The sequence below is a fragment of the Pseudonocardia sp. NPDC049635 genome (genome assembly GCF_040659795.1).
Classification (GTDB): domain Bacteria; phylum Actinomycetota; class Actinomycetes; order Mycobacteriales; family Pseudonocardiaceae; genus Pseudonocardia.
Genome location: NZ_JBFAON010000040.1, coordinates 1 through 21940, shown reverse-complemented (window position 1 = coordinate 21940; position 21940 = coordinate 1). Strand labels below are relative to the sequence as shown.

Below are 21940 nucleotides of genomic sequence, written 5' to 3'. Positions count from 1 at the left end.
TTCACCCGAATGACGTTCTCAGCCGAGCGATGCAGCCATAGAGCGGCAACTGGACCCCATCGTTACACCTGATCGGCGCAATCTCACCGGCCCAGGAGTAACGCTACGTAGAGCGATTTCGACCTTGCAACCGTGAGTGGATCGGCAGCCCCGACACCCGGACGGGACGTGCAGGAACCGGGCCGTCGCCTACAGAGCCACCGGCAGGCGAACTCCTCGGAGATCGTCGAACCATGAGAACGGGGGCGGCGGGCCTCGCCGTCGGTACGCCACCTCGTGGGCCGGTGACCGCGCCGGCGGGGCGCCGTCCGAACCGAACCCGAATGTCGGCGTTGCTGCCCCACATCGAGGCACCCACGAGTCCGTCCGCCCTACTCGTCGCCGGCATCGTGCTGTCGGTGTGCCTCCCCTGGCCCGGCTTCCAGGTGGGTGGGTCCACCTTCTCCGTGGCCGACCTCGCCTCGTTCGCCCTGGTCGGAATGATCGGGATCCAGTTGCTCGCTGGACGCCACACGCTGCCCCTCCCAGCGGCACTGGTGTTCGTAGCGGTGGCGTCCGGTGCCGTGGCCTCCACCCTGGTCGCCACCGATGTCACGGCCGCCCTTCCCGGCCTGGTCCGCTACCTGCAGCTTTTCGTGCTCGTCCCGGTCGCGGTGCTGCTGTCGCTCCGCGACCGAGGTGACATCGTCGTGGTACTGGCGGCCGTCCTCGGGGCAGGCACGCTCCAGGGCATCGTGGGGACCGTCCAGTACGTCACCGGCACCGGCGCATCCATCGGCGGTGAGACGGTCCGGGCGGTGGGGACGTTCGGCCCGCAAGAGATCATGGCCATGTCCACGATGGTCAGCTTCGCACTGTTGGTGGCACTGGCGGGTGCGGTAGCCCCGGGTACGCGCCGGATGCGAGCCACCCTGGTGGTGGCCGCGGTCGCACTGAGCGCCCCGCTCGCGTTCTCGTTCAGCCGCGGTAGCTGGCTGGCGACCGGGGTGGCAGCACTCGTGGTCCTGGCGTGGCTCGGTTGGAAGCGGCTCCTGCAGGTCACCGTGTTGCTCGTGGCGATCGCGACGGTCCTGGTCGGCGGTTTCGGGCTCGGCGCCGGGATGATCGGGGAGCGCCTGGGCAGCCTCACCTCGTCGGTCAGCTCCCCCGACTCGTCCGTCGGCGACCGCTACCACCTGTGGGGCACTGCGGTCTCCATCTGGGAACAGCACCCGGTCGTGGGGGGCGGCATGCGGAGCTTCCCGGCGCTGCGCGACGCGCATGCCCCGCTCGGCCTGTCGTCGGCCAGCGACACCGACCAACCCGGGGTCGGTTTCGTCCGGCAGGAGCTGCTCTCCCCGCACAACCAGTACCTGCTGGTCCTCTCCGAGCAGGGCCTACTCGGAGCGACCGCCCTGGTCGGGTTGCTCATAGCGCCGGTGATCGCCACGACCCGACGACTGGTCCGGGCGAGGGAGCCCGCGGAGATCGCGACCGGACTCGCGGTCCTCGGCCTGTGCGCCTGGCAGGTGGTGCAGTTCCTCTATGCGGACACGGGCGGGTCGACCAGCGTGGTCGGCGCGGTCGTGCTGGGCCTCGGTGCGGCCTACGGTTTCGCCGCCCGACCGGCCGCATCGGCCACGCCGAGCACTGCAGGGTCCGCCACGCCGGTCGGCCCGCCGATCCACCCGGCGACGCCCGTCCGCCCACCAGGCGCAAGGACAGATCGCCCGGCCACCTCCCGGCCTGCGCCGGAGCGCAGCAGCGAGTCCCGGATGATCCTCACGGCGACGGTGATCTCCACAGCCCTGATCGGGCTCGGGTCGGTCGGCGGGGTGGCCCGTGACCTGCTGCTCGCCTCCTACTTCGGTGCGGACGGAACAACCGACGCCTTTCTCGTCGCCTGGACGATCGCCGAGTCGGCGGTGCCCCTGCTGATCGACGGGGCGATGGCGCTGCTGCTCGTCCCGGCGTTCACCCGGGCGCTGACCACTCCGCCGGAGCCGTTCCTCGGCTCCGGTTCCGCCGCACCGCGCGAGGCGGTCCGGAGCCTCGTCGGATTCATGCTGCCCAGGCTCCTCGTCGGTCTCGCCGTGACCGGGGCGATCGTCTTCGCCACCGCCCCCTGGCTGGTGCGGATCCTCGCGCCCGGCCTCGCCGTCCCCGAACTCGGTGTGCAGGCCATGCGCATCGTGGCGGGCAGCCTGTTGCTGCTCGGTCTGGCCGGGTTCGCCGCCGGAGCCCTGCGCGCCCATCTGGTGTTCGGGCCACCCGCTGCGATCTCCGTCGCGTTCAACACCGGCATCATCGGCTCGATCGTTCTGCTCCACGAGCGGCTCGGGATCCTCTCGGCGGCTGTCGGCGTCACCGTCGGCGCAGGGTTGATGCTGCTCGTCCAACTGCCCGCCTACCTCCGGCGGGTTCCGCTCCCACGACAGATCGTGCTGCGCACCGCGCTGATCGGCAGTGGCGCGTTCTTGCCGATCGCCGTCTACACGCTGTCCCGGCAGGCACAGGTCTACGTCGAGCGGTTCGTCGGCTCGACCCTGGAACCGGGGACGATCTCGCATCTCAACTACGCGCAGAAGATCGGCCAGCTCCCCTCGTCACTGGCCCTCATCCTGGCCGTCGTCACGTTCCCGCTGCTGGCACGCAGCCTCACCAGCGGGGCAGAGTCCGCCGCCCGCAGACGTATGGAGGCCGACGTCCGCATCGTCGGTGGTGTGGTGCTGCTGTCCACCGTCTTCCTGCTGGTGTTCGCCCCGCGTGTGGTGGAACTGCTGTTCGAGCGAGGAGCGTTCGTCGCGGCCGACACCGCAGCCACCGCGGCGATCCTCCGGATCTACGTGTTCGGCCTGCTCGGCCAGGCCTTGGTCGAGCTGTTCTGCCGGGCCCTGTTCACCGGCCGGTCCACCTACTTCCCGGCCGCGATGATGGGCGCCGGCCTGGCCGTGACCGCCGCGGTGGCCGCCCTGGGCGCCGTGTGGTGGGGCGCCCCGGGTATCGCCGCCGGCAACGCGGCGGGGATCACCGTCACCGCGGTCGGCCTGCTGTTCGCTCGCCGTTCCCGTGCGCAGGCGGTGCACCCGCGGGCCATCGGTTCCATCCTGGGCCGGCTGGTTCCCGCGGTGACCGCGACGGCGGTGGTGGGGCTCGTCGTCTCCTGGCTGACGACCCCTTCGCACTCCCTCGCAGCGGTGGCCGTGGGCGGTGGGGCGATGGTCCTGACGTTCGTCGCGACCGCCACGACGACCGGAGGGTTACCCCCGCTCCGGCACTTCCTCGGAAAGGAACCGGCCCCATGACGATGACGAACTGGCCGCAGATCTGGATGTACCACTCCGTGTCGGAGTACGACTCGGACCCTTACCAGGTCACGGTGACGCCCGGGCGGTTCGACGCGCAGATGCGCTGGCTCCGCGGCCGGGGAATGCGTGGGGTGGGGGTGACGGAGTTGCTGCGCGCGCACGACACCGGGACCGCACGGGGACTCGTCGGACTGACCTTCGACGACGGTTACGCCGACTTCCTGCACGAGGCGGTGCCTGTCCTGCAACGGCACGGGTGCACCGCCACCGTGTACGCGCTCAGCGGCCGCCTCGGCGGCACCAACGAGTGGGACCGCCCCGGCCCACGAAAGCGGCTCATGACCCCGGATGAGCTCCGTGCCTGCGCCACCGCCGGGATGGAGATCGGCTCGCACGGTGTCGCGCACGTCTCCCTGCCCGGCGTTTCACAGGCCGAGCTCCGGGTCGAGTTGGAACGCAGCCGCGACGAGCTCTCCGACGTCGCCGGGGTCCGGGTACGCGGTTTCGCCTACCCCTACGGTCATGCCGGCACGCGGGAGATCCACGCGAGCCGGACGACGGGATACGACCACGCCGTCGCCATCCACCCGGGGGGTGCGGCGAACCGCCACGCCCTTCCGCGACTGTTCGTCGGCGAGCGGGACCGCGCGGCACGGCTGCGGGCGAAGGCACTGCGACAGCGACTGCGTGCGCTGCGTACGACGAGGACACCGGTATGAAGGTGCTGCACGTGATCACCGGCCTGGACGCCGGCGGGGCCGAGCAGCAGCTCCTCGCGCTGCTCCGTCACCGGACCGTCGCCGCCGAGGTGGCGACGCTGAGCAACCCCGGGATCGTGGCGACCGCCCTGCGCGCCGACGACGTCCCCGTCCACCACATCGCCATGGCGGGCAACACCGACCTTCGTGCCGTCGGCCGGCTCGCCTCGCTCATCCGGCGGGGTCGCTTCGACGTCGTGCACACCCATCTCTACCGGGCCTGCGTGTTCGGGCGGGTCGCCGCCCGCCTCGCAGGTGTCCGCTCGGTCGTCGCGACGGAACACTCCCTCGGCAGCGCCCTCATCGAAGGCCGACCGGTGGGACGCCCCGGCGTACGTGGCCTCTACCGAGCCACCGAACGGCTCGGCCGCACGACGATCGCCGTCTCTCCCGATGTCGTCGAGAGGTTGCGCCAATGGGGCGTGCCACCTTCACGGATCACCCTGTTGCGCAACGGAATCGATCTTGAACGGCACGCCTTCGACCCGGTCGAACGGGCCCGGGTGCGGGCCGACCTCGGCATTCCGCCCGACCGCCCCGTGGTCGGTGCGGTAGGGCGGCTCGACCCGACGAAACGATTCGACGTGCTGATCGACGCGCTGCCCCGCCTGCCGGGTACGACCGCACTCGTCGTGGGCCGCGGGCCACAACGGAAGGAACTGGAGGCACGGGCGCGGGTTGCGGGGGTCGGGGATCGCGTGGTCTTCGTCGGCGAGTCGGCCGAGGTACCGGCCCTCATGTCCGCCATGGACGTCCTCGCGTCACCGTCCCCGGCCGAGACGTTCGGGCTCGCGCTGCTCGAGGCGGCGGCAGCCGGGTTGCCGATCGCCTACGTCGCGGGCCCGGTGCTCGACGAACTCGCCGACGGGGAACGCCATCTACGGATCGCTCCCCTCCCCGACGAGTTCGCAGCGGCGCTGGTGACCCTGCTCGCCCGCCACCTCGACCGGCGACCACCCCCGGGCATCGGGCGACACGACATCCGGGAGATCGCCACCGAGCTCGACGGGGTCTATCGCCGGATCACCGACACGCACCACTCGTCCCACACGGGAAGGTCATCACGGTGAACGAAGGAAGCACGCCGGAGAAGTCGGCGGCGCCCGACGACGGCGCGACCGCCGAGACGGCCAGGTTGGTTGCCCCTGTAGGACGCCCAGCGCGAGCGAGGAGGGCACTCGGATTGTTGAATAATCGTTCGATCAGACGGACGGTGCTGATCCTCGTGGGCGTGGTCCTCGGAGCGGTCGCCGGAGCCGGTTACGGGGTGCTCGCCGGCCCCACCTACCGGGCGGCGGCATTCGTCGCAGTCAGTGCCGAGAGCGGCGACCACCTCCAGGCGACCGCCTTCGCCTCGGCGTTCGGACGGATCGCTGCCGAGGGAGCCGTGCTCGCCCCGGCGGCCCGTGAGCTCGGGCTGACCGCTGCCGAGCTGACCAGGATGGTGGAGGTCCAGACCTCACCCGACGCGCCCATGATCGAGATCGCGGGGACCGGCCCCGACCCGGAGCGCACGCACGTCGCGGCCAACGCCGTCGCGGACAATCTGGTCGCCTTCGCGAACCAGCGCTCCCCGGACACCCGGGTCCGGCTCTCGGTGTTCGCACCGGCGGTCGCCCCGCTCAGTCCGTCCTCGGCTTCCGCCGGGCTGCTCGCTCTCGTCGGCGGGGCGGGTGGGCTCCTGGTGACCACCCTCGTCGTGTTCGCGTTGTCGGACCGGATCGGTGGTGGAACGCCGCCGGTGCCCGCGGCGCCGCCCGGCCCGGGGCCGTTCCCTCCACCCGTCGGCGGCTCGGTCGAGGCGCGCAACGGTTACGGCCGGTCCGGTCCGTCGATGGTCCAGCGGTGAACCGGCGACCCGGAGGCGTCCCGCGGTGAGGGTGCTGCACGTCGCCCAGCCCACCGTGGCGGGGGTCTACGGCTACGTCCTGGCCGCCGCCTGCCACCAGCGGGAACTCGGATGGGAGGTGCACGTCGCCTGCCCCGGGGACGGGCTCCTCTCCGGTGCGCTGACCGCCGCCGGCATCGAGCACGTCCGTTGGGCCGCCACCCGGGAGCCAGGACCCGCCCTCGCCGAGGAGACCCGTGCTCTGGCCCGGGTCGCCGCACACCTGAGCCCCGATGTGGTGCACCTGCACTCGTCGAAGGCCGGGCTCGCCGGACGGTTGAGCCTTCGCGGCCGTGTCCCGACGCTCTTCCAACCCCACGGGTGGTCGTGGCTGGCTGCCCGGGGGCCTCAGCGTCGGGCTGCCCTGGCCTGGGAGCGGTGGGCGGTGCGGTGGTGCACGAGGGTGGTCGCTTGCGGCACCGGGGAGGCCGACCAGGGGCGTCAGGCCGGGATCCGTGGACCGCTGACCGTCATCCGGAACGGGGTGGACCTCACCCGGTTCACCGACCACGGGCCGTCCGGCCGAACGGCCGCACGCCGCGCGCTGGGGATCCCGCAGGACGTCCCGGTCGTGGTGTGCGCCGGTCGGCTCACCCGCCAGAAGGGGCAAGACGTCCTGATCGCGGCGTGGGACGTGGTTCACCGGAACCATCCGACGGCGTTGCTGGTCCTGGTGGGGGGCGGGAACGACACTGCCACCGGGACCGCGCCTGCGGGGGTGTGGCGGATCGGCCCGGCCACGGACATCGAGCGGTACTACACCGCGGCCGACGTCGTCGCACTCCCCTCCCGGTGGGAAGGTCTCTCGCTGACCGCGATGGAGGCGCTCGCCACGGGGCGTTCGGTCGTCGCGTCCGACGTCCCCGGGCTCAGCGAGCTGATCATCCCGGAGGTCGGTGAGCTGGTGCCGCCGGACTGCCCCGAGAGACTTGCACGGGCCCTGCAGGCACGGTTGGCGCGCCCGGAACTCGCGATCAGGGAGGGAGCCGCGGCGGCGCGGCTGGCCCGTGCCTTCGACGCCTCCCGGACCTGGGAAAACCTGGCTGCCCTCACGGTCGCTGTCGCCGAGGGGCGTACCGGGAACTGATCAGCTACCGAACAGCTCCCGGAACACTTCGGCGGAACGGGGGTTGTCGGTGCACCAGAACACCCCGTGCGGGCAGTAGTCGGTGAGCGTGCTGTAGACGGTGTCCTGCGAGGCGATCCAATCGTGCATGCGTCGGATGAACTCCGGGTTGTCCCCGTTGCGGAACAGCCCCCACTCGGGGAACGACACCGGCTTGCCCCGGGCCGCCGCGAAGTCGGCATGCTCACGAAGCCCGAGAGGCTGCTCGACGAAATCGTCGAACGTCCGCCCAGGTCCCTGGTCGTAGGTGTCCATGCCGATGATGTCGACGACGTCGTCCCCTGGATAGCAGGACGTCCAGTCGACGTCGTCGGTTCCCCGGTTCACCGTGAAGTCGAAACGGAAGTCCTGCCCCGGCACGGCACGCATGGCGGTGACGACGTTGCGGAAGTAGCCCTGCCAGGCCTCGGGATCGGGCCCACAGCGGTGCGAGTAGGTCTCGCCGTTCATCTCCCACCCAGGGACGATGACGGCCCGACCGAGCCCCCGCTCGACCAACCGCTCCCCGAGGAGCGTGAAGTGGTGGTCGAACTCCCCCGCCCGGCCGCGCCGGAGCAGCTCCGCGACCTCCTCGTCCGGAAGGTCGGCCTCGTTCCGGTCGGCCATGGGGACGTTGAGCACGAACAGGTCGTCCGGATTCTGCCGCTGCCACTCCGCCCAGGGGTCGAGGATGTAGTCCGGTCCCTCGACGTCCGTCCAGCCCTCCCCGGGCAGGTAGGTGTGACCGACCTCGGTGTCGACACCGCCGAGGAACTCCTCGAAACCCGGGATCCGCCGGACGCCCTCGGCATCGGACCCGAGGAACGCACCGAACAGCTGCCGGCGCTCGAACACCCCACCGAGTCCGGTGTCCTCACCCGCGGGCGTCCCCGGCGCGACGCAACCGGTGATCAGCGCGGTGAGCACCGCCACCAGAATCGGCGTGGTGCGGCGCGCCATCCGGGCCCGGGACCTAGTTCGCAAAGAGCTTCTCCTGCTCCTCGCGCAATGCGTCGATCAGCCGCCCCGGCGGCAACGTCACGTCGTCGTAGGTGAGCACCTCGTCCTTCGCCACGTCCCGGGTCAGCACGCAGCCCTCGGCCACCCCCATCGGCAGCAGCTTCTCCGCCCGGGTCACCGGTGACGCCTCGGCGACACCGTAGGTGTCGTAACCGCCCAGGCCGTCGAGGGTGTGCCCGGCCTTCAGGTCCTGCTTGGCCGTGGCGACCACGTCGACCCGCTGCGCACCCGGCGGGGTCAGTGCGGCGTCGGCGAAGTCCACCGCCCGCACGATCGTGTTCGGGACCTCGAAGTGGCAGAGGTGGTAGGGCGTGTAGAAGCTGTACAGCGGCCCCTCGCCGAGCTTGTACAGGTTCAGGTAGTGCTGCTGCTTCGGGTCGTCGTGCGTACCGAGGACGTAGATGCCCGGGCCCGGCTTGGCGCCGACCACGTAGTCGACGACGCCACCCAGCTCGCGCAGCTCCTCGACGTCGTAGACGCCGGTCAGCTCGTCGACGTGCCCCGCGTGGTCACGGCCGTACATGCCGCGCTTGCCGACGGTGAAGCCGAACGCGTTCGCCACGATGGCCTGCTCGAACGACACCTTGGTGCCGTCGGCGAAGCTGGTGACCATGTAGGGGTCCTGGCCCCACTTCTCGGCGAACCCCTTCTGGGTGGTCGGGTTGCGGTACTCGTCCTGCAGGCCCTTGATGTTGCCCGCGACCAGCGGCGTGATCCCGATGCCCTTCACGAACCGCAGCAGGTTCGCCTGCACGCCGGGCTGGTCGCCGTCGGCGCCGGTGAGCACGACGCCGGCCTGCCGGGCCCTCTCCGCCAGCAGCGGGCCGACGGTGCCGTCCAGCTCGGCGTTCATCGTGACGACCGGGAGCCCGCGCTCGATCGCGGCGACGGTCACCCGGGCGCCGAACTCGACGGCACCGGTGACGTCGACCAGCACGTCGATGTTCTCCGCGGCGAGCAGCGCGAACGCGTCCCCGAGGACGGCCGGGGTGCCGTTGGCGATCGCGGCCTCGACCTCGGCGGTGGTGGAGACCTCGACCGGCTCGCACCCCGCCTCGGTGTAGGCGCGGACGGCGGTCGGCACGGTCCGGTTGGCGATCGCGACGACGTCCATCCCGGGCGTCGAGTTGACGATCTGGTTGACCAGGCCGCGGCCCATGAACCCGGCGCCGACCAGGCCGACCCGGATGGGACGGTTCTCGGCGGCACGCTTGGCGAGCGCGGTGTCCAGGATCAGCATCAGCGGGCCCCGCTCGTCACGGTCGGGAAGTCGGCGTTGTCGGCCAGCAGCGGCCAGTTTGCGTCCTTGTCGGAGATGTGCGCGACCTGGTGCGGCCACTCGACGTCGAGCGCCGGGTCGTTCCAGCGCAGGCCCCGCTCGGCACCCGGGGTGTAGGGCGTCGAGACCTGGTAGATCGTCGTCGCGTCCGGGGTGAGGGTCAGGTAGGCGTGCGCGAAGTTCCGCGGCACGTACATGGCCCGGTAGTTGTCCTGGGACAGCTCCGCCCCGAACCACTGCAGGTAGGTCTCGGACTCCGGCCGCAGGTCGACGATGACGTCGTAGATCGCGCCGCGGACGCAGCGGATGACCTTGACCTCGGCGTTGGGCTCCAGCTGGTAGTGGAAGCCGCGCAGGGTGCCCGCCTCGTGGTTGTAGGACAGGTTGCACTGGGAGATGGTCGGGTCCAGCCCGGCGTCGACGAACTCCTGCTCGCAGAAGGAGCGGGCGAAGAAACCGCGGTCGTCCTCCAGCCGCTTGAGGTCGATCAGCGCCGATCCGGCGAGCGGGGTCGGGTGGATGTCCATACCTTTAGCGTCGCCCATCCCCTCTCCGGGGTTGCGTCCGCCCTCCGCATCGTGACCGGTGCAACGCGATCGGTCGGCCGGGAGTCACGGGTACGCCACGGATGGTGAGCATCAGGACCGGTAGGAGCGGGCCAGGCTGCGCAGCCCGAGGATCGCCGAGACCATCAGCAGCAGATAGCCCAGCAGCTCGTGCACCGACAGTCCGGGCCCCACCTCCGCCCCACCCGGCGCCGCCAGCAGGACGACGGCCATGAACCCGGTCGTGGCGGCGAGCGCGGTCGCGACGAGCTGCCCCATCGCCTCGGCCTCTGGCCGGGCCAGCCGCCCCGCCTGCGGTCGTACCTGTACCGCGAGCGTGCCGTCGTCGAGCGCGCCCAGTACCCGGTCGACCCGGCGCGGGAGCGCCCGCAGCAGCGGCAGCAGGGTGGTCAGTTCGGTGCCGGCCCGGCGCAGCAGCGCATCCGGTTCCAGCTCGGCACGCACCTGCTCGGCGGCGAACCGGCGGGCGGCGGCGATCAGGTCGAATCCGGGGTCGAGGGCGGTGAGGGTGCCGTCCAGCGTGCCGATGGCCCGGAACACCGCGGCCAGCTCGGGCGGGACGGCGATGCCGTGCGCGGCGACGATCCGCACCAGGTCGGCGAACACCGCGGCGTCGGCGGGCACCCCCGGCGCGGTGGCCCGGACCAGGAACCGGCCGACGTCGCGGACCAGCGCACGCTCGTCCAGCGTCGGCGGCGCCTGCGCCAACTCCAGCAGCGCGTCGCAGACCGGGACCGGATCACCGGTGTCGACGGCGAGCAGCAGCCGGACCAGCCCGGACCGCAGCCCGGCGTCGAGCCGACCGACGGAGCCGAGATCGAGCAGCACCAGCGGCGCGCCACCGGTGGCGCTGCCGGCGGTGGTACGCAGGATGTTGCCCGGATGCGGGTCGGCGTGGAAGACGCCGTCGAGCACGATCTGACCGAGCAGCGCCTCGAACAGCGCCCCGGCCAGCTCCTCGTCGCCGGGCGCCGTGGACACCGGCCTGCCGTGCACGCGTTCGAGCACCAGCACCCGCGGGGTGCTGTGCTCGGGGTACGGCACCGGGGTCCGGACGACCCGGTCGGCGCCACGGGCCGCGGCCGCCGACGCCATCACCCGGACGTTGCGCAGCTCGACGGTGAAGTCCAGCTCCTCGCGCAGTGACGCGGCGAACCCGTCGGCCAGCGCCACCACGCCGAGGCGGGCGCCCCAGCGGGTCCGGCGCTGCAGCCGGCGTGCGAGCCGGTCGAGGATGTCCAGGTCGTCGGCGACGACGGCGGCGATCCCCGGCCGTTGCACCTTCACCACCACCTCGGTGCCGTCGGCCAGGGTGCCGGTGTGCACCTGCGCGATCGAGGCCGCGGCCAGCGGCTCGGGCTCGACCCGGACGACCCCGGGCGCGGATCCCCACTCCGCGGCCAGCACCGCCTCGATCTCCGGCCACGGGACCGGGCGAGCCCTGGCCTGCAGGTGGGCGAGCTCCGTGACGAACTCGGCCGGGAGCAGGTCGGGGCGGGTGGCGAGGATCTGGCCGAGCTTGACGAATGCGACGCCGGCGTCCTCCAGCGCGGCGCGCACCGAACGGGCGAGCCGGGCGCGGCCGCCGGGGGCGTCCAGGTCGGGTCGCTGCCGGGTGAAGACGTAGGCGGCCAGGCCGTGCCGGGCGAGCACCCGGACGATCGCGGCGTAGCGGCGGGCGCGGCGCCACCGGCGCGGCAGGCTCCGGAGGAGGGCGAGCGGCCCCGGCAGCGACCCGCTCGGCACCATCACCTCGGCGAGCACCAGCAACACCATCGCCAGCAGCACCGCCAGCAACGTCCCGAGGACCAGGTACCAGAGGACCGGGAACGGCTCGGTCGTCCCGACGACGCCGGCCGGGGTGATCTGCTCGACGATCGGGATCGCGCTCGTGAAGGCGACGGCGCCCGCGGCGAGCCGGCGGGTGAGGGAGAAGTCCATCCGCAACGGACGGCTGACCAGGATGCCGAGCACCCAGACCCCGAGCAGCGCCGACAGTGCCGTGAGCAGGGATTCCACGGCGGAAGTGTGCTGGTTCACCGACGGGGTGGGCTCCGGGACACCCCGGAGGTCACCCCCGGAGGGCACCCTGTGCCCGGCCCGTCACACCAGCGTGCCCAGCCCCCGCACGACGACGTCGAGCTTGCGCCGGAACCACTCCCCCGGGTCCCCCAGCAGGGCCCCGATGATCACCTCGCGGGCGGGTTCGTCGTCGTCCTCGGACAGTCGCGCGGTGATCCGCCGCCGGATCCGCTCCGGATCGGCCTCGTCGAGCCGGGCCGCGGTGCGCGCCGAGTCCTGGGCGAGATCGAGCACGCTGTCCGCGGCCAGCACGGCCGTCTCCGGGGACAGCCCGTGCGCCAGCATCGCCCTGGTCAGCGCGGTGCCGTGCACGTGCAGCGGCTCCCGGGCGGCCGGGCTCGCCAGGATCGCCTCGACGAAACCCGGTGTGCTGCGCAGCAGCTCCCAGTAGGCGAGCGCGGCAGCGACGAGGGTGTCCGGCCACCGCTGCGCCGCGGGCGGCGGCGGGTGCAACTCGACGAGCCGCTCGGCGGCCGCCCGCACCACGTCGTCCCGGTCGGTGACGTGCCGGTACAGCGCGCCGTGCGAGACGCCGAGCCGTTCCCCGACCGCGGTGACGGTGAGCCGGTCGAAGCCGAGTGCGAGCGCGGCGTCGGCGATCGCCTCCCGGCTCACCCGCGGGGCGGGCCCCGGGCGGCGGCGGCCGGTGCGGGCGTCGATCGTCATGCCGACAGCGTAGTAACTGAGGTTACCCTTGCTCATCAGTGACAGCTTGTCATAGTTTCGGCGGCGTGCTCAGAACCTTCCTTCCCGCGGTGGTCGCCGCCGCTCTCCTCGCGGGCTGCTCCGCACCGGCGGCCGGACCTGCGGACCAGGCCGCGGACAGTGCGGCCGCCTTTCCCGTCACAGTGACCCACCGCCTCGGCGAGACCGTCGTCGCACAGCAGCCGACCCGGGTCGTCGCGCTCGGCGTCGCGGACGCCGACGTGGCCGCCGCGCTCGGTGTCACCCCGGTGGCGGCCGCCGGGTCGCCCTACTCGGCGGACGGGGTCTGGCCCTGGGCGGTGGGCACCCTCGACCCCGGTCGGACCGAGATTCTGGACACGACCTCGGGCGACGGGTTGAGCCTGGAGAAGGTCGCCGCGCTGGACCCCGATCTGATCCTGGCGCACTCCTTCGCCGGGATCGACGCGCTCTACCCGCAGCTCTCCGCGATCGCCCCGACCGTCGCCGATACCGCGGGTGTGCTCGCCGACAGCTGGCAGGACGAGGCCCGCTCGGTCGGTGCCGCGCTCGGCCGGAGCGACCGGGCCGAGCATCTGGTGGCCGAGGTGGAGGCCGACCTGGAACGGACCCGCACCGCACACCCCGGGCTGGACGGAGCCGCGTTCGTGGTCGGCTGGGCGCGCGAACCGGGCTCGATCGCCGTCACCGGCCGTCCGGACGACATCACAGCCGACCTGTTCGCAGCGCTCGGCATGCACCTCGACGACGAGGTCGCCGCGCTGCCCAGACAGGAGGGCTCCGCACGCGGCGCGGGTGCGGCGACGGTGTCGTTCGAGCAGCTGGCCGTCCTCGACACCGACCTGCTGCTGCTCGCGGCCAGCACCCCCGAGCTGGCCGCCCAGGTGACCGGGAGCCCGCTGTTCGAGCGGCTCACCGTCGCCCGGGACGGCCGGTACCAGGTCGTCGATCTCGCGACCGTCAGCGCGCTGCGGCTGCCGACCGCCGGGAACATCCCGTGGCTGCTCAACCAGCTCGATCCGGTACTCGGAAAGGTGAACCCCTCATGACCGGTGTGCACTCCGAACTGCGCCGGCGCAACCGCGCCGGGACCCGGTTGCGGCTCTGGGAGGCCCACGTCGCGCGGACCACGCCGGTCACCCCCGGCTGCCTGCGGGTCACCCTCGGCGGGGACGGACTGGCCCCGTTCGCCGACGGCGCGCTGCCCGCCGACGCGATCAAGCTCAGCCTGCCCGCCGCACCCGGTGACAACCCGGTAATCCGCGGGGTGTTCCCGAACCTGGAGATCGACGGCCCCCGGCCGGCCTTCCGTCCCTACACCGTGCGTCGGTTCGATCCGCTCGCCTGCGAGATGGACCTCGACGTCGTCCTGCACGGCGACGGACCCGGCGCCCGCTGGGCACGCACCGCGGTACCGGGTCAGCAGGTGCAGTTCACCGGACCACGCTCGGAGTTCTGGGCGTGCCCGGACGTGGACGCGCACGTCCTCGTCGGTGACGCGACCGCGGTCCCCGGTGCCGTCGCGATCCTGGAGTCGCTGCCCGGCACCGAGGTGTGCGCGCTGCTGCAGGTGACCGGGCCCGAGGAGCACGTCTGCGACGACCCGCGGATCACCTGGCTGCACGATGGCGACGACCTGCCCACCGCGCTGCGCGGGCTCACGCTGCCCGGCGGGCGGGTACAGGCCTGGGTCGCCGGGGAGGCCGCGATGGTGCGTGAGGTCCGCGGCCAGCTGCTCCGGGAGCGGGGCGTCGACCGCTCCGACCTGCACGCCACCGGCTACTGGCGACGCGGCATGACCGTCACCGAGACCGACGCGGGGCGGATGGCGGCGTTCACGGCGGCGCAGGGCACCGCACGACCCTACGAGGACCACCACGACATCGACCTGGCAGAGGTCTGACCGGAGTCGTCATCCACGGCCCGCCGGCCGTCCGCGTCCAGGGCGCGGGCTGTCGGCCCGATGCCCGGCCAGCCTGTCAGTCGTCGATGCTGAACGGCTCGGCGTGTTCCGAGAGCGTGTGCCACAACGCCTGGTAGACGGAGACGTCCGCGCGGGAGTGCACCTCCAGCTCCCCGTGCACGAGCTCGGAGGTGACATAGGGGTCGCCCTGCGCGGGCGTCCAGATCAGGAAGTTGTGCCAGGGCAGCACCGGCGCCGAGACCGGCAGCACGAAGACCGAGACAGAATCGAGGCGGCTCAGCGACCGGACCCGGTCGAGCTGCGCCGCCAGCACGTCCGGCCGACCGAGGTCGGCTCGCAGCACGTGCTCGGTCACCACCCAGCTGAACCGGACCGCACCGTCGAAGAGCACCTGCTGGCGGGCGACGCGTGCCGCGACGGCGCCGTCGACATCGGTGGTGTGCCCGGCGGTGAGCACCAGCCGGGCGTACTCGGGGGTCTGCAACAGGCCGGGCCAGACCGTGGACTGGAACGCGTGCACCGCGAGTGCCTCGGCCTCCCGTTCCCGGACCTCCACCTGCAGGTGACCGGCCCCTTCCAGCAGGTCCCGCCACGGCCGGGTCTCCCCGGTCGCGCGTTCGGCCAGCCCCAGGATCTGCTCCCGCTCCGCACCGGTGACCGCGCAGGCGTCCAGCCAGGCTTCGATCCGTTCCAGCGGGAGCATCCCGCGCCCGGTGTCGAACCGTTGGACGACGCCTCGGTTCAGCCCGAGAGTCCGCGCCATGCCCCGTGCGGAGATGCCGGCCAGATCACGGACCCGGATCAGCTCGCTGCGGAGTCGTCGGCGAGCCGGGCTGTCGTCGACCACGCGGGGAGGTCACCTCCTCTCGCGAGCCAGGAACTCGTTCAACGGGACGGCCTCGGCCAGCGCCCGGTCCCGGACCCGACGCAGCTACGGAGGTCGTCGTGCCAGGGGGACGTGTTGGAGAGCTCCGAGCGCTCAGCTCCCGAACATGTCCGGCCGGTCGAAGCGGACCGGTTGTTCCGCTCCCCCGCGGAACCAGCAGACCGGCTGACGACTGCCGAACAGCCCCACCACGTACGACGTCACCGACGCCGAGAGCACCCGCTCGTCGGTGGAACGGTCTGCCGCGAACTCTCGTGCCTCGCCCTCGGACAGGAAGACCACCTCGACAGCGCTCACCGAGTCCGGCTTCGCCGTATGGACCGCATAGACGTTCACCGCCACAGTGTGCACTGTACATGTGCAATGTCGATCTCGTCATCTGCACTGTAGATGTGCAGTGTCAGAGTCCCGGGGTGGACAGTCGGACGGCGCGCGCTCGTCTGGACGCCGCCGTCCGCGAGCGGGACCGCGCACGAGCGGACCTCGACTCGGCGGACCGTGCCCTCCGCGACGCGATCCGGATCGCCGCGGCAGCCGGCGTGTCGCAGGTCGAACTCGCCGAGCTGAGCGGCTTCCATCGCAACACCGTGCGCCGGATCGTGGCCGACGACTGACCTCGGCCGAACGACTCCGCCGCACCACCCGGCGTCACTCTCCATGACCACGCCCGCACGCAGCGCATCCGCGCCGGACCGATGTGACCCGATTCTCGCGCCGTGTGCGATAACAGTGCGGTACTGGTGAGCGGTTGCAACACCAGCGACGAGACTGCCCCGTCACGCTGCTGCCCGTCACGCTCCCCGTGAACCGAGAGGACCGCATGAACCCCGAGACCCCCGTCGTCATCCTCTGCGGAGGCAAGGGCACGCGCATCCGGGAGGCCAGCGAGAGCCTCCCGAAGGCGATGGTCGAGATCGGCGGGCGACCGATCGTCTGGCACATCATGAAGATCTACCGCGAGGCCGGGTACCGCCGGTTCATCCTGTGCCTGGGCTACAAGAGCTGGGCGATCAAGGAGTACTTCCTCGACTACCGCGCCCGCTCCGCGGACTTCACCCTCTCCATGTCCGACAAGCACCGGATCGACTTCCACAACGGCGTCGACGAGGACTGGGAGATCACCTTCGCCGAGACCGGCCTGGAGGCCGCGACCGGTTCCCGGATCCGGAAGATCGCACAGTACGTCGACACCGACAACTTCTTCCTCACCTACGGCGACGGTGTCGCCACCGTGGACATCAACGCGCTGGCCAAGGAGCACGAGGAGTCCGGCCGGATCGGCACCGTCACCGGCGTGCACCCGACCTCGAAGTTCGGCGAGATGCACGTCGAGGGCAACCAGGTCGTCGAGTTCAACGAGAAGCCCACCCAGGTCACCGGCTTCGTCTCGGGCGGCTTCTTCGCCTTCAAGCGCGAGTTCCTCGACACCTACCTCGGCGAGCAGGGCGACGACGACGTGTGGCTCGAGCACGAGCCGCTGCAGCGGCTCGCCCGCGACGGCCAGCTCGGCGTCCACCAGCACGAGGACTTCTGGTGCGCGATGGACACCTTCAAGGACTACGAGTTCCTCAACGGCCTCTGGTCCAAGGGCGAGGCGCCCTGGAAGACCTGGTCCTGATCGCCGGACCCGTCGCAGCGGTCGGATCTCGCCCGGTGCCGGGCGGACCGCTGCGACGGGAGGCGCCCCGGCCTCCAGTGAAGCCTTCCCCAGCGGGCCGGACGGAGTAACACCACCCCGGACCCGTCCGAGGTCACGGTCGGATAGTCCGAAACGGGCGGATGGGGGCGGGGAGTGAACGCGATCTTCACTGATCTGGACCAGCGCGGGGCCGATCTCTGGGGCACCCAACCCCTGCGGTTGCGCCACTCTCTCGGCGACCTCGATCTGTTCTCGGACGAGTCTCTGGCCTCCCTGATCGACACCCTGCCCGCTGACCAAGTCATGATCAACACGATGGCTGCGGACGGGCACGACCACGGTGACTGGGCCTACTGCGACCGAGCAGGGTTGAGTGGCTCCCGGATCATCGAGGCCGTCCGCAACGGCCGGCTCTGGATCAACATGGTCCGGCTGCACCGGGCGGACTCCCGGTTCCGGGACCTCCTCGACCGGATCTACACCGAGATCGACCAGCGGTTCCCGGGGCCGCGCGCCACGAAGCAGACGCTCGGACTGCTCGTCTCCTCACCGGGCGCGCAGGTCTACTACCACTGCGACGTCCCGTGTCAGACCCTGTGGCAGCTCCGCGGGCGCAAGCGGATCTGGATCTACCCGCCGACCGCCCCCTTCCTCCGCCCCGCCGAACTCGAGGACGTGGTCCGCCGGGTGTCGGAGGAGGACGTCACCTACGAGACATGGTTCGACGAGTACGCGCGCGAGTACGAGCTCACACCGGGTGACATGTTGCACTGGCCCCTGAACGCGCCGCACCGCATCGTCAACCAGAACGTCCTGAACGTCTCACTCACCACGGAGCACTGGACTTTCCCCAGCCGCCGGGCCTACCTCGTCAATTTCGGCAACGGAGTGCTCCGGTCCCGGCTCGGCTGGCGGCCCCGCTCCCGCTCGACCGAGGGCCCCGGTTTCCTCGGTAAGGCGGCCCTGGCCACCGTGTGGCGTGCCACCGGGCTCAGGGACAGGGAGGCTGCAGAGCGCAGGCCGACCTACATCGTCGATCCCTCGGCGCCCTGGGGGCGCCGACCGGTCGACTCGTCGCACGAGGAGTACGCGAACTGACGATGGGCACCTCTGCTTCGACCCACGACCGTGTCCACCCACCGCTCCGCTCCGGAGTTCCCGACGCCACGTGGACGGTCGATGTCCTCGGCAATCTCGACGGCCTGGCCCGGGACTGGGACGATCTGGTCGACCGCTGCGCCACCGCCACTCCGTTCCAGCGGCACGGCTGGTTGAGCGCTTGGTGGCGGCACTACGGCCCCGAGGGTGCGCAGCGGGTGATCTGTGTCCGGCGCGGCGGCGTACTTGTCGCGGGGGCGGCGGTGTTCGTCGAACGACGCGCAGGTATGCGAGTGCTGGCCCCGGTGGGGCGTGGGTTGTCCGACATCACCGAGTTCCCGGTCGACGACCTCCACCGGCCGGCCGCTCTCCACCGGCTGGCCGGGGCGTTGCTGGCCCTTCCCGGATGGCAGCTGCTCGACCTCCCCGAGGTCCGTGAGGGCAGCGCGGCCGAGAGCCTGTCCCGCTCCTGGCGGCACCGCGTGGCCGTCACGGACGCCTCAGTCAGCATAGAGGTCCCGTTCCGTTCCGTTTCCGAGCTCCTGACCGGCCCCGGAACGAAGTCGCTGCGTCGTCGCGTCCGCAGTGCAGAGCAGTCCGGGATCACCTGCGCGACTGCCGACGACGATCTCCCGACAGCCGTCGACGTGCTCATCGAACTGCATCGCAGGCAGTGGGAGGGTCGAAACGGCAATCCGGAGCATTTCAGCCCCCGGTTCCGGGGCCTGCTGCTCGACGCCCTGGTCGAGCTTGCTCGGTGCGGCGCGGCCCGGTTGGAGTGCTACCGGCTCGAGGGAGAGGTCGTCGCGGCCGAGTTGCTCCTCGTCGGATCGCGCTCCCTCTACACCTACTTCATCGGCTTCACACCGTCGTTGCGGGAGAAGGTCGACGTCACCGCGCTCACCCTCCGTCGCAGCCTCGACATCGTCGAGCGGCACGGTCTCGCCACGGTCGACCTGTTGCGAGGCGACGAGCCGTACAAGCGCCGGTGGCGCACTGTCGAGGTCCACCAGCACAGGCACCTGCTCTGCCGGCCCGGTTCGGTCCGACAGACGGCCTTCGTCGCCGCCGTCCGGTCCCGTGCCGCTCTACGCCGGCGCCTGATCGACCGGCATCCGCAGGTGCATGCCGCACTGGGCGACGCCGTCCGCCGGTGGCGCAGCGACGGACCCGTCGGGCTGGTGCGTGCCGGGACAGCCGCAGTCGGGGCGTCGCTCACCCGCCGGACGAGCGCACTGCGCGCGCGGTGCCGGGGTCGCACGTCCACCGCTACGACGGCGTCGCGCCCAGCGCCTCCCCCGGGTTGAGGTCCGCGAACTGCTGCACCGACCCGTTGCGCACCGCGCCCCACAGCTCCTGCCCGCGGGCCTCGTCCAGGTACACCACCGACTGCGCCCCCTCCCGACCCAGCCCGGCCACCGGGGCGGTCACGAACGCGACGTCCGACCCGCGCAGGTTCCGGTTCGCCAGCGCCAGCGACACGAGCCCGGTGTTGCTCAGCGAGTCGTCGATGCTGACCGCGTCGCCGACGCTCGTCGCGAACGTGTACAGCGACGCCGGGTCGGTGGCCGCCGTCGTCTGCACCTTCTCCAGCAATGCCTTGATCGCGTTCTGCTGACGAGCGGCCCGGTCCAGGTCGCCACCCGGCAGGCCGTAGCGCTGCCGGACGTAGGCGAGCGCCTCACGGCCGTCCAGGTGGTTCTCACCCGCCGTGAAGTCGACACCCTCGTTGCTGGTGGCCCTGGCGACCGTCACCTCGATACCGCCGACCGAGTCGACCAGGGACGTGAACCCGGCGAAGTCGATCACGCCGAAGTGGTCGACGCGGATCCCGGTGAGCCGTTCCACGGTCTCGATCAGCAACGGCGCACCGCCGTAGGCGTACGCGGCGTTGACCTTGTCCATGCCCCGTCCGGGGATCTCCACCCAGGAGTCGCGCGGGATCGACACCACCGAGGCGCTGCGCCCGTCCGGGGCGAGAGTGCCCAGCATGATCACGTCGCTGCGTTCGGAGCCGCCGTCGGCACCGGGCGCTGCACCCGCACCGGTGATCGGCTCGTCGGCCCGCGAGTCGGTGCCGACGAGCAGGAACGTGGTCCCGCCGAACGTCGCCGGGCGGTCGGTCGTCTCCAGCCCGCGGAAGGCGTCCGGGATGCGCGGCACGTCGTCGCCGACGCTCGACACCAGGTAGGCGACCGCGCCGGCCACGACCAGGAGCAACACCAGCAGCAGGGTCAGGAAGGTGAGGACGAGCCGGCGGCCGGTGCGGCGCCGCTGCACGGAGGGCGGGGGAACGGCGTTACGCATCGGAATCCTTCCGGGACCGTTCGGCGGTCCGGTTGTCTCGTCGCCGTAGGACGTCCGGCGTTACCGAAAGGTTGACACCGGGCGTGCGCGACCGTGCTCACCGTTACGCATCGTCGCAGGTCAGGGCCAGGAGAGCACCGACGGTGAACACCGCGACGACACCGTCATCAGTTCTGGGGAACCCACGGCGGAATCGCTAATGGGCCACTCGGACCAGGCGAATCACACGGCATAGCGGCCACCCGGTCGTATCGGACTCGACAGGAGCCTTCGATGAGCGTCACCCCGGACACCCCGACCGCCGTGTCCTCCACCGGTGCGATCCCGGCCCCGCGGCCCGCCGCGGACGACGCCGACCAGCTCCCCGCCGTCCCCCCGGTCCCCCCGCCGGCCCCGGCCGCCGTCGACCTGTGCCGCTGCGGCCACGAGCGCGAGGCGCACGAGCACTACCGCCCGGGAACCGACTGCGGCGCCTGCGGAACCGACTGCGGCGCCTTCGTTCCCCGCGGCGGCCGGCCGGTCCGGCGCCGGGTGCGGCTGGCCTCCTGGCTGCTCCGTCCCTGACCCGGCCCCTCGGGCCGCACGGTCGCGGCGGGCCGGTGCGGCACCGGCCCGGCCGGCGTCATGCCGCCGACAGCCACGGCTCCCAGGCCGGCAGCGGCTCGACCGCCAGCACCAGCACCCCCGCTCCGTTGCGTGACGGCGGCCCCGGAACCGTCGAGAGGGTCCAGCCGAGCTCCTCGACGAGCCGGTCCGCCTTGCGCGAGTTGCACGCCCGGCAGGCGGCCACGCAGTTCTCCCAGCTGTGCGCACCACCCCGGCTGCGTGGGATCACGTGGTCGATGGTGTCGGCCCGCTTGGCGCAGTACGCGCAACGACGACCGTCCCGGCGCAGCACACCGGCCCGGGTCATCGGCACCGCCCGTCGGTACGGGACGCGCACGTAGCGGGACAGCCGCAGCACCGACGGTGCGGGGAGCGAGAGGTTCTCGGACCGGAACGCGGCGCCCTCCAGGGCCTCCTGGAGGCACTCGGCCTTGCCGGAGAGCAACAGGCGGATCGCCCGCTTCGAGGTGACGACGGCCAGCGGTTCGAAACTGGCGTTGAGCAGCAGTACCCGGGCCCCAGTCGGCACCGACGCCGCGGGCGGCGGCTCGGCACCCGGTGCGGGAGGGTGATCGTCGGGGAGCGGATCGACCGCTCTCAGGTCGGGGGTGACGACGGTCCCGGCACCACTGGGGACGGGTTGTCGGTACGGCACGCGACCACCTCCGCGAACGCTCGAGGTCCGAGATGTAGTCGACCATACGGAAGCCGGGTTACGCGAGTGTGATAGCGCCGCGGCCAGCGTCTTGCTGGGCCCCTTCCGGAGGCCGCGGAGCGTCGCCTGGACGGCCGCCGAGGTGGATCCCGAGGG

The 21940-nt window shown here is 71.8% G+C and carries 21 protein-coding genes; 12 read left to right on the top strand and 9 right to left on the bottom strand.

Translation table 11 applies throughout. The annotated features are described in order from the left end of the window. Positions 1-323 precede the first annotated feature (323 nt). The 5 genes from AB0J24_RS27685 to AB0J24_RS27665 all read left to right on the top strand — a co-directional run bounded on the left by AB0J24_RS27685 (position 324) and on the right by AB0J24_RS27665 (position 7020). Positions 324-3284, top strand: a complete 2961-nt coding sequence (locus AB0J24_RS27685; RefSeq protein ID WP_358686733.1) for a lipid II flippase MurJ — start codon at positions 324-326, stop codon at positions 3282-3284. Further along, the gene (locus AB0J24_RS27680; protein ID WP_358686732.1) at positions 3281-4006 is read left to right on the top strand and encodes a polysaccharide deacetylase family protein; all 726 of its coding nucleotides are present in this window, start codon (positions 3281-3283) and stop codon (positions 4004-4006) included. Before AB0J24_RS27685 ends, AB0J24_RS27680 begins: the two co-directional genes overlap by 4 nt. Then, positions 4003-5115 (top strand): glycosyltransferase, encoded by a 1113-nt coding sequence (locus tag AB0J24_RS27675; protein ID WP_358686730.1) that lies wholly within the window; start codon positions 4003-4005, stop codon positions 5113-5115. The genes AB0J24_RS27680 and AB0J24_RS27675 overlap by 4 nt, the downstream gene beginning before the upstream one ends. 143 nt (positions 5116-5258) lie before the next feature. After that, positions 5259-5894, top strand: a complete 636-nt coding sequence (locus AB0J24_RS27670; protein WP_358686729.1) for a hypothetical protein — start codon at positions 5259-5261, stop codon at positions 5892-5894. Positions 5895-5919: 25 nt separating this feature from the next. After that, entirely contained in the window at positions 5920-7020 is a 1101-nt protein-coding gene (locus AB0J24_RS27665; protein WP_358686728.1) for a glycosyltransferase, read from the top strand. Here AB0J24_RS27665 and AB0J24_RS27660 read toward each other — a convergent pair whose 3' ends face one another. The 5 genes from AB0J24_RS27660 to AB0J24_RS27640 form a co-directional block, all read right to left on the bottom strand. Further along, positions 7021-7998 (bottom strand): glycosyl hydrolase, encoded by a 978-nt coding sequence (locus AB0J24_RS27660; protein WP_358686726.1) that lies wholly within the window; start codon positions 7996-7998, stop codon positions 7021-7023. It lies immediately after the preceding gene. Positions 7999-8011: 13 nt separating this feature from the next. Continuing rightward, positions 8012-9298 (bottom strand): SAF domain-containing protein, encoded by a 1287-nt coding sequence (locus AB0J24_RS27655; RefSeq protein ID WP_358686725.1) that lies wholly within the window; start codon positions 9296-9298, stop codon positions 8012-8014. Next, entirely contained in the window at positions 9298-9864 is a 567-nt protein-coding gene (gene rfbC, locus AB0J24_RS27650; protein ID WP_358686723.1) for a dTDP-4-dehydrorhamnose 3,5-epimerase, read from the bottom strand. Before rfbC ends, AB0J24_RS27655 begins: the two co-directional genes overlap by 1 nt. A gap of 111 nt (positions 9865-9975) precedes the next feature. Then, the gene (locus tag AB0J24_RS27645; protein WP_358686722.1) at positions 9976-11922 is read right to left on the bottom strand and encodes an AarF/UbiB family protein; all 1947 of its coding nucleotides are present in this window, start codon (positions 11920-11922) and stop codon (positions 9976-9978) included. Between the two features lie 84 nt (positions 11923-12006). Beyond that, positions 12007-12651: a helix-turn-helix domain-containing protein gene (locus AB0J24_RS27640; protein WP_358686721.1), complete on the bottom strand. Its 645-nt coding sequence runs from the start codon at positions 12649-12651 to the stop codon at positions 12007-12009. Between the two features lie 65 nt (positions 12652-12716). On the opposite strand from AB0J24_RS27640, the gene AB0J24_RS27635 reads away from it, so the two are divergent. Beyond that, positions 12717-13718 (top strand): ABC transporter substrate-binding protein, encoded by a 1002-nt coding sequence (locus AB0J24_RS27635; RefSeq protein WP_358686720.1) that lies wholly within the window; start codon positions 12717-12719, stop codon positions 13716-13718. Beyond that, positions 13715-14572, top strand: a complete 858-nt coding sequence (locus tag AB0J24_RS27630; RefSeq protein WP_358686719.1) for a siderophore-interacting protein — start codon at positions 13715-13717, stop codon at positions 14570-14572. Before AB0J24_RS27635 ends, AB0J24_RS27630 begins: the two co-directional genes overlap by 4 nt. 76 nt (positions 14573-14648) lie before the next feature. Here AB0J24_RS27630 and AB0J24_RS27625 read toward each other — a convergent pair whose 3' ends face one another. Together AB0J24_RS27625 and AB0J24_RS27620 are read right to left on the bottom strand one after the other, a co-directional pair. Continuing rightward, complete coding sequence (locus AB0J24_RS27625; protein WP_358686718.1) at positions 14649-15440, bottom strand: DUF5753 domain-containing protein; 792 nt, start codon at positions 15438-15440, stop codon at positions 14649-14651. Between the two features lie 132 nt (positions 15441-15572). Next, positions 15573-15815 carry a hypothetical protein gene (locus AB0J24_RS27620; RefSeq protein WP_358686717.1) on the bottom strand — a complete coding sequence of 81 codons (243 nt, stop codon included), beginning with the start codon at positions 15813-15815 and terminating at the stop codon, positions 15573-15575. 77 nt (positions 15816-15892) lie between these two features. On the opposite strand from AB0J24_RS27620, the gene AB0J24_RS27615 reads away from it, so the two are divergent. The 4 genes from AB0J24_RS27615 (at position 15893) to AB0J24_RS27600 (ending at position 19523) form a co-directional block, all read left to right on the top strand. Then, positions 15893-16093: a hypothetical protein gene (locus AB0J24_RS27615; protein WP_358686716.1), complete on the top strand. Its 201-nt coding sequence runs from the start codon at positions 15893-15895 to the stop codon at positions 16091-16093. Between the two features lie 206 nt (positions 16094-16299). Then, positions 16300-17097, top strand: a complete 798-nt coding sequence (locus AB0J24_RS27610) for a glucose-1-phosphate cytidylyltransferase (RefSeq protein WP_358686714.1) — start codon at positions 16300-16302, stop codon at positions 17095-17097. 174 nt (positions 17098-17271) lie between these two features. Beyond that, positions 17272-18216 (top strand): cupin-like domain-containing protein, encoded by a 945-nt coding sequence (locus AB0J24_RS27605; RefSeq protein ID WP_358686713.1) that lies wholly within the window; start codon positions 17272-17274, stop codon positions 18214-18216. Between the two features lie 2 nt (positions 18217-18218). Beyond that, positions 18219-19523 (top strand): GNAT family N-acetyltransferase, encoded by a 1305-nt coding sequence (locus AB0J24_RS27600; protein ID WP_358686711.1) that lies wholly within the window; start codon positions 18219-18221, stop codon positions 19521-19523. Here the strand turns inward: AB0J24_RS27600 and AB0J24_RS27595 are convergent. Beyond that, a complete protein-coding gene (locus tag AB0J24_RS27595; protein ID WP_358686710.1) occupies positions 19486-20523 on the bottom strand; it encodes an LCP family protein in 1038 nt (345 codons plus the stop codon). The genes AB0J24_RS27600 and AB0J24_RS27595 overlap by 38 nt on opposite strands. Before the next feature lie 273 nt (positions 20524-20796). Between AB0J24_RS27595 and AB0J24_RS27590 the strand changes: the two genes are divergently transcribed. After that, complete coding sequence (locus tag AB0J24_RS27590; RefSeq protein WP_358686708.1) at positions 20797-21087, top strand: hypothetical protein; 291 nt, start codon at positions 20797-20799, stop codon at positions 21085-21087. 58 nt (positions 21088-21145) lie between these two features. On the opposite strand, the gene AB0J24_RS27585 is transcribed toward AB0J24_RS27590, so the two are convergent. Continuing rightward, positions 21146-21784, bottom strand: coding sequence for an HNH endonuclease (locus AB0J24_RS27585; protein ID WP_358686707.1), 639 nt, complete (start codon positions 21782-21784; stop codon positions 21146-21148). Positions 21785-21940 lie beyond the last annotated feature (156 nt).

What these genes read in the sequence shown, in the direction of transcription:
- AB0J24_RS27685 (WP_358686733.1), top strand. Translation starts at nt 324, where the DNA reads ATGTCGGCGTTGCTGCCCCACATCGAGGCACCCACGAGTCCGTCCGCC.
- AB0J24_RS27680 (WP_358686732.1), top strand. Translation starts at nt 3,281, where the DNA reads ATGACGATGACGAACTGGCCGCAGATCTGGATGTACCACTCCGTGTCG.
- AB0J24_RS27675 (WP_358686730.1), top strand. Translation starts at nt 4,003, where the DNA reads ATGAAGGTGCTGCACGTGATCACCGGCCTGGACGCCGGCGGGGCCGAG.
- AB0J24_RS27660 (WP_358686726.1), bottom strand. Translation starts at nt 7,998, where the DNA reads ATGGCGCGCCGCACCACGCCGATTCTGGTGGCGGTGCTCACCGCGCTG.
- AB0J24_RS27655 (WP_358686725.1), bottom strand. Translation starts at nt 9,298, where the DNA reads ATGCTGATCCTGGACACCGCGCTCGCCAAGCGTGCCGCCGAGAACCGT.
- rfbC (WP_358686723.1), bottom strand. Translation starts at nt 9,864, where the DNA reads ATGGACATCCACCCGACCCCGCTCGCCGGATCGGCGCTGATCGACCTC.
- AB0J24_RS27640 (WP_358686721.1), bottom strand. Translation starts at nt 12,651, where the DNA reads ATGACGATCGACGCCCGCACCGGCCGCCGCCGCCCGGGGCCCGCCCCG.
- AB0J24_RS27630 (WP_358686719.1), top strand. Translation starts at nt 13,715, where the DNA reads ATGACCGGTGTGCACTCCGAACTGCGCCGGCGCAACCGCGCCGGGACC.
- AB0J24_RS27610 (WP_358686714.1), top strand. Translation starts at nt 16,300, where the DNA reads ATGAACCCCGAGACCCCCGTCGTCATCCTCTGCGGAGGCAAGGGCACG.
- AB0J24_RS27600 (WP_358686711.1), top strand. Translation starts at nt 18,219, where the DNA reads ATGGGCACCTCTGCTTCGACCCACGACCGTGTCCACCCACCGCTCCGC.
- AB0J24_RS27595 (WP_358686710.1), bottom strand. Translation starts at nt 20,523, where the DNA reads ATGCGTAACGCCGTTCCCCCGCCCTCCGTGCAGCGGCGCCGCACCGGC.
- AB0J24_RS27590 (WP_358686708.1), top strand. Translation starts at nt 20,797, where the DNA reads ATGAGCGTCACCCCGGACACCCCGACCGCCGTGTCCTCCACCGGTGCG.